Raw genomic sequence first — 15,237 nt, forward strand, 5'->3', positions numbered from 1 at the left:
AGCTTCTTAACGAATAAAAGCATAATAATCCTGATGATATAAGTATTAACAGCAAGCTTATTTTCAATATATGCTTCTTCAAAAACATCATTTGGCTGCTCAGGATACTTCACCCCTGGTTTTTTGGCTCTCCGCGAATACCCAGAGCCGGTTTCCCATAAAGTTCACAATGACGCCGGCCGCTGTGGCCGTTAACTTGCAGAGCCAAAGGTTGAGATGGTTTACATCGTGCAATACGGCTAACAGGCTGGACGACACCAGCAAGGAAATCCCGTTCACAACGATAAAACTCGCGGCTTCCTGGAGGTTGGCTTTTCTCGCCACCCGGAACGTCCACTTTCGATTGAGAAGGTAACTATTCACGACACCAGCCGAATAGGAAAGCACCTGGGCGAGCAAATACGGCACCCCGCAGAGATTCAAAAGGAAAAAGGCGGCAAAGTCCACCGCCGTATTGGCCACCCCGACGGTACAAAAGCGCAGGAACTGAATAGTCCTGTATTTATCAGAGAGCACTGTAAATCACCTCGATTTCATGCTCGGCATCCTCAACCTCCCGTTTGTTCCGGAGAATATACAGCGGCCGGTTTCTCGTCTCGTCGTAAATCCTGCCGACATACTCTCCGAGGATGCCCAAAACGATCAATATCACGCCGTCCGTCAGCAGCAGGCAGGCGATAAGGGACGGCCATCCGGCAGCCGCGCCGGTGTTGAATAATCTTTGAGCCAAAGAGACAACCAGGTAGATAAAACTGGCGAACGAAATCATGAAACCGAGATATGCGGCCAGCTTCAACGGTTTGTGGGAGAAAGACGCAATCCCGTCCATCGAAAAGCGCAGCATTTTCTTCAGCGGGTATTTCGTTTCCCCCGCAAACCGTTCTTCCCGGACATACTCAACGGCTGTTGAACGGAAGCCTACCCAACTGACCAGGCCGCGGACGAAGCGGTTTTTCTCCCGGACGCCGCGCATGGCGTCGCACACTTTCCGGTCGATCAGGCGGAAGTCGCCGGTATCCAGCGGAATATTTACTTCCGTCAGCGCGCGCAGAGTGCGATAGAACAAAGCGGCGGTCCATTTTTTGAACAGCGTCTCCCCTTTCCGTTTAGAACGCTGCGCATAGACGACTTCATAGCCCTCTTTCCACTTATCGATCATGAGCGGGATCAGCTCGGGCGGATCCTGCAAATCGGCGTCGATAATCACCACGGCATCCCCGCGGGCATAATCCATGCCCGCGGTAATAGCTATCTGATGGCCGAAATTACGCGAGAAATCAAGCAGCCGCACACATTTGTCCGACCCGGCAAAGCTCTCGATCAGTTCCGCCGTCCGGTCCCGGCTTCCATCGTTGACAAACAGCAATTCATACGGTTCACCGGTGGCTTCCATCACCCGCGTCAGCCGGCGATAGGTTTCCTCAACAACAGCCTCTTCGTTATAGACCGGAATGATAATGGTATATCGAACGTTTCTTTTCATCACATCTCATCCTTTAGATATTGATTTCGTATAATGTCTCACTGTTCCCCATGCCCATGGGACGGCCGCCTTGCGGGCTATCTTGGGCGGAGTTCGATTGCCATTCTTCTTTAGGAACCTCCGTGCCGTTGGCGCGGATCCAATCCATCACTTCGCTGCCGCCGCCTCTGCCGCCTGAGCCGGATGAAGGGATCAGGAAAAATTTCACCTTTTTATCCGCCACCATTTGTGCCAGCTTCTCGGCTGTGAGAATGGGGTCCGAACCGCTGAACCCGCCCATGGCGACAACAGCTTGGCCGGTCTCGATAATATAAGATTCAGCCGTGGATGCCTCAGGAGTCATAAAGAGGTACGCTTCCCCCGTATTATTCCTGGTGACATACTCAAGCAGCTTGGTATTGATACTGCTTGAGTTCATGCCGCCGCCCATGCCCTGCCTTTGGCCGAAACCCTGCCGGCTTGGTCCGGCCTGCGGCAGCATGCTGTTGTCTCCATAAAGAAGCGGAGTGGCCGACCAGTATAACGGCGCCGCCAGCAACACCAGCATCCCTGCTATCGCGGCAATCGACACCAGCTTTTCTTTCTTGGCGGCCAGCAGCAATAACAGCGCCAGCCCGGTTCCCGCGACTCCCATGCCGATTAACCAGCCCGCGCCGATTTGCTCTTGGTAGGGCTGCAGGATATATAGCTCAAAAGCCGTGGTAGCCAGCAACCCTGCCGGCAGCAGCCACCTTTTCCAGCCTTCTTTATTGCGGTACTGGTTCCATAGCTCTGCCCAGCCTGTTCCCGCCAGCGCCGCGACCGGCGGGGCGAGCATAATCAGGTAATATTGATGGAAGAAGCCCGCTACGCTGAAAAACACCATTGTCGGAAGCAGCCAGGTCAGCCAGAACAAGGCTTCCTTCTGTTTGGCAGTCAGCTTTCTCAGGCGCGTGCCGGCCAGCAGTCCCACGCAGGCGAACGCTACAAAGGGCAGCAGCCAACTGGCTTGCCCGGACAGTTCGGATTGGAGCAAACGCAGCGGCCCGGCCCGGCCGGTTCCGAACATACCGCCTCCGCCTCCGCCACCCTGCCCTGGCGGTCCACCCCCGCCTGGTGCCGGGCTTAGTCCTTCATTAACCCCAGGGTAGCCCCCCGGGCTATTGTTTCCGTCAGGCTGCATCTGCTGCTGGTCGGGCATGTTGCTGCCAGCCTGCTGTACTTGCTGCCCGCCGGGCATATTGTCGCCATCCTGCCGCGTTTGCTGCCGGTCCGGCGTTACGTCCTCTTCCTGCCTTGTCTGCCGCTGGTCCGGCGGCGCGCCGCCGGATCCCATGCCTCCCCTGCCCATTCCCTTCAAGCGGGCTATCCCGTTATAGCCGAAGGCAAGCTCCAATACAGAGTTTGTTTGGCTGCCGCCGATGTACGGCCGGTTTTTCTCTGGGATCATATCAACAACCACCGCATAGGACAGGGTTACCACAGACATGACAACCGTCGCCGCCGCAAGCACAGCCAGTTTCTTTTTCCACCCGGTTTTGAAAGCCAGCAGGTAAAACACGTAAAAAGCCGGAACAACCATGTAAGCTTGCAGCATTTTCATATTGAAGCCCACGCCGATCATGGCGAAAGCGCCCAAGAGCCAAGCCAACTTTTGATTGTTGACCGCCCGGAACAACATCCAAGTGGCCAGAAGGAGGGTAAATACCAACAAGCTGTCAATATTATTTGTTCGACTCACCGCGACGGCAATCGGAGTACACGCCATTACCAGACTGGCCAGCCGGGCAGCCGTTTTGCCGTACGTCGGCTTGACCAGAATATACATCAGCAATACGGAACCAACGCCGGCCAAAGCCTGCGGAAGAATCACGCTCCATCCGTGCACCCCGAAAATATAGGCGAACAACGTCTGAACCCAAAACGTGACCGGCGGTTTATCCACCGTGACGTAACCGCCCGGATCAAGAGAAGCGTAGAAAAAATTGTGCCAGCTCTGCAGCATGCTGGTTACCGCCGCAGTATAATAAGCGTTGGCGTACTGCTCATTCCAGATTTTATAAATATTCAAGAAAGCGGCCAGTAAAGCAATGCCGATCAGGATAAAATCCAAACGTTGAAGTTTCCCCGGTTTTATTTTGATCTCCCCCTCTTGCGAGCAACCCCGCATGATGTCCCGGCTTTTTACATTACAATAATACCCCTTTTCCCTGAATTATCCCTTAACGGCAACTGAACATTGATTGAGTACCGGCTGAATATACCCTGAATAGGGAGGGGGTCAGGCTACTAACTTATTAACTTATTGACGAATTCGTCAATAAGTTAATAAGTTAGTAGCCTGACCCCCTCTACTCTCTACTGTCGGCAACTCAATTCTAAATACGGCGCCAGAAGCGGAATTTTCGGCAGAGATCATTCCGTTGTGCTTTTCAATCACATTTTTGCTGATAGCCAATCCGAGCCCGTAATTTCCTTTTTTACCCTTATAAAACCTCTCAAATATATATGGAAGTTCATTCTCTTCAAAACCGGAACCGTCATCAGAAATTTTAATTTCTACTCTGTTATTTTCAATAATATTTAACAAGATCTCAATAGTACTATTTGCATATCGTATGCAGTTACTGATTATATTTGTAATCGCACGAGAAATCTTTTCTTCATCCGCATAAATTTCAATATTTTTATCGAGTTCATTTGAAGTAATTTTTTTGTTGCTATTAACGGCAATTCCACTCATACGATCAATACAAGTATCAATTAATTTATTAAAATTCAAATTGTCAAAGTGATAATTTTCCTCTATTGCATCAAGGCGTGATAAATATAGCAGATCTTCCACCAGATTGGTCATACGCCTGGTTTCACCGATTATTATATCGGCAGCGGCATCACTATCAACAACGTCATATTTGATGCCTTCGGCGTAACTCTGAATAGACATAAGCGGTGTTCTGAATTCATGGGATACATTTTGCAGAAAAGTTTTCTGTGCTTGATCATAAGTTTCAAGCTTTTCAGTCATAATATTAATATTATTGACAAAATCGTGCAATTCATCATCTGCCTGCAAATAGATTTTAGCGCCGAAATTCCTTTCCGCTATAGCTCTGATATGTTGATTGAGAGAAATAAAAACGGCAGATATTTTTTTTGACATCTGAGAAGAAAAGAGCGAAATAACCAAAGCCGAGAAAATCAGGATAACAAGCAGGATAATATTTATTCCCTTTTGCAACTGATTAACCTCTTGAAGACTGGAGTATATGATAATCCACCCTAATCCGAAAGAGTTCTTTTGAGATACCGGCTTGATAATTGCTATATATTCAGCACCGGATAAATGAAAGTTCAAGTATGATTCATCGTTAAAACTTTTTAACTTCATCTGGTCATTTATCTGGCTCAAGAGTTCAGCAGGAGGCTTGAAGGATTCTTCCGGGAAAGGTGTTATTCTATTTTTATCTTTATCCAGTAAAATATAATCCGCATTCAAGACAGACAGAGGCTCTCTTAATGAACGGTCCAACATAAAATAAAATCTGACAAGGTCATTATTGGGCGCATCAGGAAAAGGAGGCGGCGGATTAGGCTCTCTCTCAGGGCCCGGAAGTCCCGGAAAAAAGTCCGGTCCTTGCAGCAACGCAGTATCTTCAGTATGTGAGGCGATTCTATCCAACTGGCCAATAATCTCTTTTTCGATGTACTTTCGGACAGCAATATTAAATATTATTGTTGTCAGGGTGATCAGCATGATGATTAAAACAAGGTTAAATTTAATAAGTCGCCATTTAATGGTGTTCCTCTTCATTTACCCTCTACCGATTGGCTTATCCTGTATTTTAAAACCAAATCCCCACACTGTATCAATTTTTAGAATCGAACCAGCGTTAGAAAGCTTTTTTCGGATTCTTTTGATCATATCATCTGTCGCACGGGTCTCCACCACGTTTTCAAATCCCCACACTTTGTCAAGAAGTTCATTGCGGCTAACAGCTCTGTTTCTATTGATAGACAGATAATAGAGCAATGATAATTCCATTCCTGTAAGTCCGATGTTTTTATTATTAATCTCAGCCGTTTTGGTATCAGGATTTATTGAAATATCTAAAATCTTAACAATGTGATTACTTCCTACGTTGCTTTTATCAAATTCAATTCTCCGAAAAACACTTTTTACTCTGGCAATAAGTTCCATAGGACTAAGCGGTTTTGTAAGATAATCATCGCTTCCCAGGGTAAGCCCGGCTACCTTGTCGGATTCGGTATCTTTGGCAGACACAATAATAATCGGCACATTACTTTTTTGGCGGATTAGTGAACAAACAGTATATCCATCCATCTCAGGCATCATGATGTCTATTATGAGCATATCTGCCGGTCTGAAACTAAAAGCCTCAAGAATGGCGCGTCCATTATAGAAAGCTTCAACATCATACCCTTCTTTAATAAGAAATGATTTTATTATATTACAAATATTGATCTCATCATCTGCAACATATATTAATTTTTTATTCATAAATATCACTCACCCTAAATTATTTTACCATTTTATAAATGTAATTTCGCTGAAAAAACTTATTGCTTTAATTTTGCCACAGTTTGGCGGATATTTTTGCATTAAATATATATATAATGATAGGTTGGAAATTAAACGACGTAATTTGGCATATAAAGTTACAATCTTATTTTCTTGCCACAAGTTTGCCACATTACAGATATGTTGAGAAAAGCAACACCTGCCGATAATTATAATAGACGATAGCAGTATGCAAATTGAAAACTCGTCAAACCAATTTAATTATTATATTTATTCGCAAGTTTGCGAATCATCATTATATATATATATTACTTTATTAAACCTAATAAATTAACTTGACAAGGAGGGTAGCGGAAATTTATAAACCATAATTTTAAGGAGGTAAAGGTAAATGAATGCAATTCAAAGTGTCAGCGCCGCTAATTTTATGATGAACACGAAAGGCATTAATAACAAGAATGGACAAGACCCTTTTTTAACCGATGCGGCTAGTGTTTTAGGGCTTTCATACGACGAACTCTTGTCAGAATTGGAATCGGGTAAGGACTTAGACACCATCGTTACAGACCAAGGTTTGAGCGTGGATGAATTTCGTGAAAAGATGGATGAGCTGAACCCCAATAAAGGTCAAGCTGACAGTACTCGAGATGCGGCTCCGCCACCGCCGCCCGGCAAAGGAACCGATCAATTTTTGACTGACGCGGCAAGCGTTTTAAACCTCTCATCCGAGGAGCTAACAGACCTGCTGGAATCAGGCAAGGACTTACAAACAATAATTGAGGAACAAGGTTTGACCATGGAAGATTTTCAAAAACAGATGTACGAACTTTTCAACAGCCATCAAGCCGCTAACGTCGATCAGGTTGGCAACATAGTTAATGAAACAGTCTAATTAAAACTAAACAAGAAAACACCACGCTGGAAGGCAAGCGGGGGCGGTTCTTGCCGCCGCCATGAACAGGCAGAAACAAGAGCTGTCCCCCCATTGCCTCTTCGCCCCTTGAGAACCGTTTTTATTTCTGAACCAGCTCCTCCCGAACCGTCCCATTTGCCTCATTTGCCTGGGCGGGAAGCCGGATATGAAATATGCACCCTTCTCCCTCTTGGCTTTCAACGTTAATTGTTCCTCCGTGAGCATTAACAATGGACTTGGTAATTGCCAGGCCTAAACCGGCGCCGCCATATTTGCGCGTCCGGGAGGAATCGCTGCGGTAAAAACGATCAAACACGTGCGGGAGATGGTCTGCACTGATCCCCGGCCCGTTGTCTTGAAAGGATAACTGCACTCCATTGTTCTTTCCGCATAATGAAATGCGGATATGGCCTTTTTCGGGGTCCGTGTGCTGCACCGCGTTATGAAACAGATTCAAAACAACCTGCTTCATTTTGTCCATGTCAAATTTGCATTTCATGTTCGGCTCGACCGACAAGTCAAGCTTCCTGCCGTCGGCCAGGATGCGCAGCTGCGGCTCCATCTCCTGGATAACATTATCCAAAAAGCCTTCCTTTAGCTCAATGCGCGGTTCGCGGTCAAGCTTACTCAGGAGAAGCAAATCATGCACCAATTTTGTGAGGCGGCCCGATTCGCTATGCATGCTTTTTAATGATTTATGCAGCTGCTCAGGCTGATTGGCCGCGCCGCGGAGCAATACCTCCAGAAACCCGTGAATAGATGTTAACGGCGTGCGCAGTTCGTGAGAGGCGTCCGCTATAAAGCGGCGCATCTGTTCTTTAGTTTCTCTTTCCGCTTCAAAAGACGCTTCCAGCCGCTCCAACATGCCGTTAAAGGATTCCGCCAAACGATCAATTTCCACCTGTCCCTGCCGGGTTGGAAAACGCCTGTCTAAATTCCCGGCGTCAATTTGTTCCGCGGTATCCACCATGTTGAATAAAGGGACCAATGTTTTTTTAATTATCGGTAAAAAGCCGAGCAGCCCAAACAGCATGGCGGCAAGGGAGAGGAGCAAGAAAGTGAAGAGCTGGCGCACAAGCAACTCCTTGAGCGGGTTGGTCAAAGTACTTGCCTGAATGACGCCAAGCACCTGCCCGCGCTCAAAAACCGGCTGAAGCACCACTAATTGTTCCGCTCCCCCGGCATCATTAATTACCCTGTAGTTCGTAACCGGTTTTTTCTTCAACGCGTCCATATACTCCTGGGATGCCAATTTGGGCGGACTCGCGCCGTCAGGCCCGCTGAACAACACGGAATAGTTGCCCTGCGGATCAACAAAGGCTACATTTGCGTCAGGAATAAAAAAACGCGGCGGGCGCGCAGCACCATACTCCTCGCTCATGCTGAAATGCTGCCAGGCTTCAGGGGCGAGCGCCATTAGCTGGCTCTGCATCTGGCTCTGCATGATGGAGGCCTTATTTCGGTAAATAACTTCCCGCATAAAAACATATTGAAACAGGCCTATAAGCATAAGCAAAACCGCGAGGATCAGCAAAGAACGGGACAACAATTGGACCCGGAGCGAGTTGGGAGCGAAAAAGGCTTTGAGCTGCGTCCTTATCTTACGGTTCATGGCAGATCAACACGGTAGCCTGAACCGCGCAAGGTTCGTATTAACTGATGGTCTTTGTCGTTTAATTTGTCCCGCAAAGAACGGATATACACCTCGACAATATTTTCCTCGCCGCCAAAATCATAGCCCCATACTTTTTCTAAAATCATCGTTTTGCTTATAACCAACCCATGATTAAGAACCAAAAATTTAAGAAGCTTATACTCGGTGGGAGACAATTCCATAACCCTGTCTTCGAGCCTGATCTCTTTGCGGCGGTCATCGATATGAAACGGCCCGATCACTACTTCCCCGAATAAATTTGGAAATTGATTACGGATTCTGGCATAAATCCTGGCAAGCAGTTCCTCAAAGCTAAACGGCTTGATCATGTAGTCATCGGCTCCAAGCGTCAGACCCTTCACCCGGTCATCCACTTCATCCTTGGCCGTCAGCATGATCACAGCCACATTCTCCGTTTTTTTCAGCATCCGGCATACTTCGAAGCCGTCCATTCCAGGCATCATGACATCAAGAATAACAACGTGCGGCTGGAATTGCTTCATCATGGTAATGGCTGTCATCCCATCCTGGACGGTTTGCACCTCGAACCCCTCGTTTTGCAGGCCGAGTTCCAAGAATTGCAGGATATTCGGCTCATCGTCCACTACTAATATCTTAATTCCTTTTAATTGTTGCATCGCCTATCACCACCTTCACATCCGGGACACTCCACCGGGGACATTCCATCCGGGACATTCCATCGGGGACATTCCTCCGATAGGAGGTGTGTCCCCATTCCTTTGTCACTATATTCATATTATCCGGGTTATAACTGAAACCATACTGAAGAAAAACTGAAAACTTGTTGAATATCTGCAGTATAAAGCTTGCTCATCAAAACTTGTGCAAAAAAGGCTCAAGGGTTATCGCCCCGATAGCCCTTGATTTATTTGAAAGCTCTATTGCCGGAGCTTGTCAGTTTCTCTCGGCACCTTAATAATCTGTCCTATATTTAATATACTATTTACTTTCATTTTATTAAACCGGGCCAGTTCAGAGGCGTAACTTTCCGAACCATAATAATAAGTTGCGATTGTTTCAAAACAATCACCTTTCTGGATTTCATAATAAATAATTTCATCAGCAGGCGGAGTTTGACCTGCCGGTTGTTGATCTACTGATTGTTGATCTATTGATTGTTGATCTATTGATTGTTGTTCTACCGATTGTTGTTCTATCGGTTCGCCGACTTGTTCCTTGAATGAAACATACTCCTCACCCTCATTATTTTGCACATTTTGCGTTGGCGGTACGGACATCTCAAGTTTGTAGATCCTAACACCCATTACGAATATCAATAAAACCGTGATCATCAAACCCAGCATTAAATGCTTCTTTTTTATGAAACTAGTATCCTTTGAATAAATTATCTCTATATCCTTAATGCTTTTACCTATGATTTCACTATCGTCGATTCTTTTCAAGCTACGTTTCCCCCTTGCATCTTCCATCAAACAGCCTTAGCCAATTCTTCAATTTTTCCGGAAGTGACAGCCAGTTCCTGCATGGCGGCGGACATTTCCTCATCTGTTCTCACAATCAATTAGTGCCCAGTCCCTTCACAACCTCGTGATCAAGGATTCTTTTTCGCTCTTTCCAGTCCGGCATATGCACCGTCAAGAATTCATAGAAAGCTTGATCATGCTTGGGATAAAGAAAGTGGGCCAGTTCATGCAAAACGACATAATCAACACAGGGCGGCGGGGCCTTGTATAAATAATAATTCAGATTGATTTTGCCGTACCTTCTGGAGCAGCTGCCCCAAATAGTCTTCATTCTTCTGACCGAAAGTGCAGGCTTGTTAACACCATGTTTGGCGACAATGGGATAAAACCTGTCAATAACCGCTAAAAAATAAGTTTTGCTCTGTTTTCGCCACCAGCGCCCGAATTGATTTTGCAAAGCTTGCTTGTCCCCGGCTGCGGGAGAAAGAATATAAACATAATCTTCCTTTTGTTCAATTTTGTAGCTATTCGCTTCATTGACCATGATTCTGACTTGCCTGCCCAAAACGCGGGTGGTTGCTCCGCTGCGTATTTCTGTTTCAATATCATCGGCTTCAGTGTCTCTGAAATAATTCAATGACTTTTCAATCCACGCCGTTTTGCTTCTGAGAAAATCATTGATATACTTATCCGGTACTCCATGTGGCGCCGACAGCTTCACAACACCATTCGGAAACACTTTCAGCCGGATTCTTTTTACGCTTTTGCGCTCAACAATTACCTCAATATCGCCCCATGGTTTAGTCAAGCATAATTTCTTGGAAGTCATAATCTAATACCTTCTCACTGCCGTTGTCATAAGTCCTTCCAGGATAAGATCAATCTTCTCGACAGGCAGTTCGATCCCGTGTTCTTCGAGAAAATCCCAGATTAGATCATCAAGCGCCTGCGTCATATCTTTCTGCACCGCTACGTTAAAGCGCCAGTCAACCTTGGCCCGGTTGGCTATCGACTTTTTCACCTCAACAGCCAGGCGCCCCATCGCTTCATCTGTTTCCGGCGAAACATCCTTTATCGCCGCGGCGATGATATTTTGAATCGAGCCGTAAAAAGCTTTCGCGTCACTGTCATTGTCTATGCAGGCCGGATAGTGGTGGCTGGTATAACCTCTTCTGAAATCATCCGCGATTTTCTCCATTTTACAGAGATAAGAATGATCATTTCGCGACGCCCGGTATTCTTCCAGGGTTTCTTTGAGCTGCTCGGAAAACTTCTTGTGCAGCAGCGGGTCGTCATAACGGCAGGTCTCCAGCTCTCTGTCCATGCGCGTGCGAATGGCGTCACCTTTGGCGGCCTTGCTGTCCAGTTTTTCAAGCTGCTCCTTCATCCCCTCGGAATCATGAATGGAAACAGGCTCAACAATAATTTGACCTGGCTCCGCCAGCACAAAGTTGTTCAGCAGGCTGCGGATGCCGTCTTCATACCTGCTGAAATCCACTTTTTCGTTGTAGCGGAGCAAAATTGCCCCGCGCAGCTTTTGAAAATGAAGCAAATCCCGCTTATATTTTTGCATCCGGCCGCAGCCAACCGCGTCATACAAAGCATAGCTGCCCGTGGCCAGGTCCAGTAAGCGGGAAAATAATGAAAGCCGCTCGTAAAAAAGCTTTCTGAGATCGCCATCCGCCAATGCGCTTTGCCAGCCCTCGGAACGGTTCCGGTCAAAGTCCTGCTCATCAAAGATAGCCCACAATTCCCGATGGGCGTTTTCCAGTTTGACCTTCTGATCACCGGCCCCTAAAATAGCATTTTCTATATCGGCCTGCTCGTATCCATCCATGCCCGATTTTTCGTCTGAATACATATCCATGGCGGTATTCAGCCTGCCGAAAATACCCCAGTAATCCACGATGAGTCCGAAATCTTTGCCTGGACACACGCGGTTGACCCGGGCAATGGCCTGCAGCAGCGAATGCTCCCGCATGGGTTTGTCCACGTAAAGCACGGCGGCCACCGGCGCGTCAAAGCCGGTCAGGAGCATGTCTTTAACGATCAGCATATCCACCTCTTCGGCACTGATGAAGCTGCTTTTGGCCCAGTCCGCATATTCCTCGTGGTTGTTGCCGAAGAGCGGCTCCACCTCTTCTTTGAAAAAGTCTTTTATTTTCTTTCTGCTTTCGCCGGTCAGCTCCTCACCCTCACTTATATTTTCGGGCGATATCACCACCGCTGTTTTCACCCCGCCAAGCTTCCTGATAGAGTAATGCAGGTCAATGGCGGCCGGACGGGACGAAGCCGCGACCATGGCCTTCAATCTCTTCGGCTTGGCGTAGCTGATGAAGTGCTCGTGAATATCAAAGGCCACCATGTCGATCCGCTGCCTGGTCTGCGCCAGGGGCAAAAAGCGGCTCCACCTGCGCTTCATATCTTCCTGCCGCTCCCGGCTCAGCGGCGCGATGATGTATTTGAGATAATCGTCTATCCTTGCGCCGGACACGTCCTGGGGAATAATCCTGCCCTCGTAGACCAGGGGAACGATGACGCCGTCTTCCACCGCCCGGTCAATCGGGTAACTGTCGATAAGCGGCCCGAATTTTTTATAGGTGTTGAATTTGTCTTTCTTAAGCAGCGGCGTGCCGGTAAATCCCAGCTTGATCGCGTTGGGCAGCACGTCAATCATCATGTTGTGCAGCTGGCCGTACTGGCTGCGGTGGCTCTCGTCAACCAACAGGAATATATTGTCGTCTTTAATTTTAATTCTCCTTTTGGCCGCAGTGTCAAATTTATGCACCAGGGTGGTAATGATCGTCACACCCCTGTCATTCAGCAGGTCGATCAAGCCTTTGCCTGTTTTCGCCCGGACCGGGTTAAGCTGGGTTTTGGCAAAATTATCTCTAAGCTGCTTGTCCAGATTGATCCGGTCATTAACCAGCACAAAACGGGGGTTTATTATCTCCGGGTCGGACAGGATTTTTTTAACCAGCATCACCATGGTCAAAGACTTGCCGCTGCCCTGCGTATGCCAGATCACCCCGTTTCCGGTATTCCTGCCGTCTTCACCTTTGATTCGCTTCATAGCCGCGAGAATGCCGAAAAACTGCTGGTAGCGGGCTATTTTCTTCACATTTTGGTCGTACAGGGTAAAATAGCGAATCAATTCCAGCAGCCTCTCCCGGGAGAGCAGGGAAACTATGGCTCTGTCCTGTTCGTTAACCAGTCCGTCGGGGCTGACATTCCGGCATTTTTCCTGCTGCCACTGGTAGTCTCTCTCCCGCCAGACGCTAAAATACTCGGAAGGTGTGCCGCAGGTGCCGTATTTGACAATATTGGGGTGCATGGCCATGACGATTTGAGAGAATTTGAACAAATGGGGAATGTAGCCGGGCTGCCAGTTGCGCACGTTTTGCGCGACGCCCCGCTCCACGTCCACACCGGATTTCTTGCACTCGATCACCACCAGGGGAATGCCGTTGACGAGCAGCACGATATCAGGCCGCGCATATTTGCCGTCCGGCCGTTCCACCGAAAATTCGTCGGTCACCTGCCAGATATTGTTTTCCGGCTGCTCCCAGTCGATAAACTTCAAGTCAAAGGACTGGCGGCCGCCGTCGAACAACTCCTCCTCATAGCTGTTGCCGGAGACAAGCAGGTCGTAGATCGTCTTGCTCGCGGACATCAGGCCGGCAACAAGCGGCGCGTCGATATCCCTGATTGCTTTGCCGATCGACCGGCCGGAAAAAGGCGTCCGTTTGCCCCGGTACACAAAAGACTGCCGGTGCAGAAACTCGCGCAAAACATCGGGGAACAGCACGTTGGAAAGACGCCCCCGCAAGATTTCCGCCTGGGAACGCGGTATGTACTGATAGCCTAATCTTTCTAAAATTTTTATCGCCCGGTTCTGACTCTCCGGGCGTTCATCGAATATGGTATGGTCGGGCATTAAGAAGAAACCTCCTGCGTATTGACTCTGATAATACCTGTCAGCAATAACTGCATTAAAGTTTTTTTCTGCTTTTTCAATTCCTCCAACTGCTTTTCGTGCAGGTCAATTTCCTGGTCTGCAGTGGATAGGACTTCGGCAATGGCGGTTTGTTCCGGGAGTGGCGGGAGTAGAAAAGATATCTTTTTAATGCTGTTTTTATTAATACCATACACAGAAGTACCATTGGCTAACACTGTAAATTGTTTTTTTACGTCAAAAGTACTAAAGCAATATCGTTTAAAATCATCAGCGATCGATTCACTTACTGGACGGGCAATTATTGTGTGCAGCCCCGCTATGAACGGAATGTTATTTTTCTTTTTCACTACAATATATTTACCCATTCCTTCATAATCCTCAGATGTGTCCACAAACACAATATCTCCATTATTTAATAGGCAATCGGTATTTAAGTCACTAATCGTAGTTAATAACTTGGGGAGTTGGGAATACTCTTCTTCGACATTAATATAATTCTTGGTTGATTTATGAATATCACCATAATGCAAATAGCAAATACCTTTATCTGTTTGCAATTCATTTCTTGAAAAAGAAAGCCCGCCTTCAAATCTAAATAAATCCCCCAGCCATACCTCTTTCCATTCGCCAGCGAAACCTGGAAGGCGCTTTTTACCTGACAGCAGGTTTTGCATCAGCCATTTTTTCTGCCGCTTTTTTTCTCCTATAAGCTTTTCTTTTAATTCAATGGCTTTGTCCCAGGTTGAGAGGATTTTTACTATTCTTTGTTGCTCTTCAATATTTGACGGTATACAGACAGAGGTTTTATTAAAGTCATCCCGCCCGAGTGTCCTGTTTCTCCCCGCTCCGCCCGGCGAGGCCAATTCAAGAAGGCGCCTGCCAAACGGCGTCAAAAAAACATACCATAAATAATTTAAATCCGCATTTCCTTTCGACCGCCACATCGGGAACCGGTGCGAGGCAATCATTCCTTCTTCCCGGAGGGTTGTGATTGCGACAGCCTGCTCCCACGCAAAAACAATATTAATAATCAAGCAGTTCGCCTCAACCCAAAAAACGGACTTGTTCCCCAGGTCGCTTCCTTTAACCGGCTCTTTATAAAAAAGCCCCTTACCGTGAGAACGGATGCCTATTTCCCGGTATTCACGATCAGGAATGACTTCCACCGGTCTTCCGACTTTACTGAGCAAATTACCTAATTCAACAACTTTCCAGTCGCCCGGGTAGCTTTTGTAAGGTCCTTTGGCTACAGAGTATTCACT

General features: G+C 47.2%; 12 protein-coding genes. 1 reads left to right on the forward strand and 11 read right to left on the reverse strand.

The genetic code is table 11. From position 1 onward, the window contains the following. Positions 1–99: 99 nt before the first annotated feature. The 5 genes from A4E54_RS02250 to A4E54_RS02270 all read right to left on the reverse strand — a co-directional run bounded on the left by A4E54_RS02250 (position 100) and on the right by A4E54_RS02270 (position 5,984). Positions 100–516, reverse strand: coding sequence for a GtrA family protein (locus A4E54_RS02250; protein ID WP_240083474.1), 417 nt, complete (start codon positions 514–516; stop codon positions 100–102). Then, positions 506–1,483 carry a glycosyltransferase family 2 protein gene (locus A4E54_RS02255; RefSeq protein WP_286724104.1) on the reverse strand — a complete coding sequence of 326 codons (978 nt, stop codon included), beginning with the start codon at positions 1,481–1,483 and terminating at the stop codon, positions 506–508. Before A4E54_RS02255 ends, A4E54_RS02250 begins: the two co-directional genes overlap by 11 nt. Before the next feature lie 13 nt (positions 1,484–1,496). Further along, positions 1,497–3,632, reverse strand: coding sequence for a glycosyltransferase family 39 protein (locus A4E54_RS02260; protein WP_286724106.1), 2,136 nt, complete (start codon positions 3,630–3,632; stop codon positions 1,497–1,499). A 147-nt stretch (positions 3,633–3,779) separates the two neighbouring features. After that, positions 3,780–5,276, reverse strand: coding sequence for a sensor histidine kinase (locus A4E54_RS02265; RefSeq protein ID WP_286724108.1), 1,497 nt, complete (start codon positions 5,274–5,276; stop codon positions 3,780–3,782). Then, a complete protein-coding gene (locus A4E54_RS02270) occupies positions 5,277–5,984 on the reverse strand; it encodes a response regulator transcription factor (protein WP_240083478.1) in 708 nt (235 codons plus the stop codon). It abuts the gene before it with no gap. Positions 5,985–6,396: 412 nt separating this feature from the next. On the opposite strand from A4E54_RS02270, the gene A4E54_RS02275 reads away from it, so the two are divergent. Beyond that, positions 6,397–6,897: a hypothetical protein gene (locus A4E54_RS02275; protein ID WP_240083479.1), complete on the forward strand. Its 501-nt coding sequence runs from the start codon at positions 6,397–6,399 to the stop codon at positions 6,895–6,897. A 121-nt stretch (positions 6,898–7,018) separates the two neighbouring features. On the opposite strand, the gene A4E54_RS02280 is transcribed toward A4E54_RS02275, so the two are convergent. From A4E54_RS02280 to A4E54_RS02305, 6 genes are all read right to left on the reverse strand, one after another. After that, positions 7,019–8,530: a sensor histidine kinase gene (locus tag A4E54_RS02280; RefSeq protein WP_240083480.1), complete on the reverse strand. Its 1,512-nt coding sequence runs from the start codon at positions 8,528–8,530 to the stop codon at positions 7,019–7,021. Beyond that, positions 8,527–9,210, reverse strand: a complete 684-nt coding sequence (locus A4E54_RS02285; RefSeq protein ID WP_240083481.1) for a response regulator transcription factor — start codon at positions 9,208–9,210, stop codon at positions 8,527–8,529. Before A4E54_RS02285 ends, A4E54_RS02280 begins: the two co-directional genes overlap by 4 nt. Positions 9,211–9,471: 261 nt before the next feature. Continuing rightward, positions 9,472–9,996, reverse strand: a complete 525-nt coding sequence (locus A4E54_RS02290; protein WP_240083482.1) for a LysM peptidoglycan-binding domain-containing protein — start codon at positions 9,994–9,996, stop codon at positions 9,472–9,474. 115 nt (positions 9,997–10,111) lie between these two features. After that, the gene (locus tag A4E54_RS02295; RefSeq protein ID WP_286724110.1) at positions 10,112–10,846 is read right to left on the reverse strand and encodes a M48 family metallopeptidase; all 735 of its coding nucleotides are present in this window, start codon (positions 10,844–10,846) and stop codon (positions 10,112–10,114) included. Positions 10,847–10,849: 3 nt separating this feature from the next. Continuing rightward, on the reverse strand, positions 10,850–13,954 hold the full coding sequence (locus tag A4E54_RS02300) for a type I restriction endonuclease subunit R (protein ID WP_286724111.1): 3,105 nt from the start codon (positions 13,952–13,954) through the stop codon (positions 10,850–10,852). Then, on the reverse strand, positions 13,954–15,237 hold a 1,284-nt coding region (locus A4E54_RS02305), incomplete at its 5' end, for a restriction endonuclease subunit S (protein WP_286724113.1). The genes A4E54_RS02300 and A4E54_RS02305, both read right to left, overlap by 1 nt.

Source organism: Pelotomaculum sp. PtaB.Bin117, from assembly GCF_002067195.1.
Taxonomy (GTDB): domain Bacteria; phylum Bacillota; class Desulfotomaculia; order Desulfotomaculales; family Pelotomaculaceae; genus Pelotomaculum_D; species Pelotomaculum_D terephthalicicum.